Genomic DNA, 1,011 nt, shown 5'->3' on the forward strand with positions numbered 1-1,011 from the left:
CAAGGGGTTTACCGCTCCAGTCAGCCGCACTTTCCGTGGGACGATGAGACGAGTCATGCGGAAGATTCCCTTTCAAACGCATGTAGGGATTCATCACGGACGCATTTGCAATAATGGCCCGTCCAGCAGTGCCATAGGGAAGTTAGCTAACAGTTTCTCAACGCCTGCATTTTTATAAAAAAACGATGTCGATGAGGCTAGCTATTATCTAGGTCAATACATTCACCGAGAACTTCTTGACACATACCAAGGTACGTATAGCATTGTTAAAATCTCTGGGTAGTAGTATAATATAAGTGAGAATTCATTTCACTGCTTTTATGTTATTATTTGCATCAAAGGAGGAATGTTACTATGTCGTTCAATCGTTCAAAAGCTATTGAATATGCGCGTCAGTATTGGAACGATTATAATCCGAATTTTGAAAGCTATGCAAACGATTGCACAAATTTTGTTTCTCAATCATTCCTATGACTTTAACATGGCATGGTGGAAAGACTATTTGGGAAGGACATCCGGGAGTAGCTAATACTAATAGCTGGGTTAGTGTACCGGATTTTTATGACTACATGGTTAACAATGAAATTGCTACAGTAAAATGGAGTAGCACAGAAGTTAACATTGGCGATGTTATACAATTTTGGAACCCCGGTGATGAGGCGTGGACTCACGCTGGTATTATAACAAATCTAGACACACCCTATGGAATTACATATGCCGGACATACTGATGATCATTTTCAAAGGCCACTAAGTGATGTATTATAATGGCTCAGTTGTCAAGACAGAAATCTAAAGATTTTATAATGAACATTAAGCCGTGGCATAGTCTATCAGCATTGCTGGATAGTACAGCGTAGCTGGCGCCTGATAATCAATTGCTGAATGATGCCGTTTAAAATTGTAGGTATAGATATACTTCTTAATTGCTTGACGCGCCTCTTTTAGGTTGGCATATTGGGTCAGATAAGCTTCTTCATACTTGAAACTTCGAAACCAACGCTCAATCATA

At 39.7% G+C, this 1,011-nt stretch carries 3 protein-coding genes; 2 read left to right on the forward strand and 1 reads right to left on the reverse strand.

The features are described from left to right. Positions 1-354: 354 nt before the first annotated feature. On the forward strand, positions 355-474 hold the full coding sequence (locus AB840_RS18415; protein ID WP_072061881.1) for an amidase domain-containing protein: 120 nt from the start codon (positions 355-357) through the stop codon (positions 472-474). Beyond that, complete coding sequence (locus AB840_RS18420; RefSeq protein WP_072061882.1) at positions 471-767, forward strand: amidase domain-containing protein; 297 nt, start codon at positions 471-473, stop codon at positions 765-767. Before AB840_RS18415 ends, AB840_RS18420 begins: the two co-directional genes overlap by 4 nt. A 45-nt stretch (positions 768-812) precedes the next feature. Here the strand turns inward: AB840_RS18420 and AB840_RS15355 are convergent. Beyond that, positions 813-1,011, reverse strand: a 199-nt coding sequence (locus AB840_RS15355) for an integrase core domain-containing protein (protein WP_048514904.1), incomplete at its 5' end; no start/stop codon positions are given.

The sequence above is a fragment of the Megasphaera cerevisiae DSM 20462 genome, from assembly GCF_001045675.1.
Lineage (GTDB): Bacteria > Bacillota > Negativicutes > Veillonellales > Megasphaeraceae > Megasphaera > Megasphaera cerevisiae.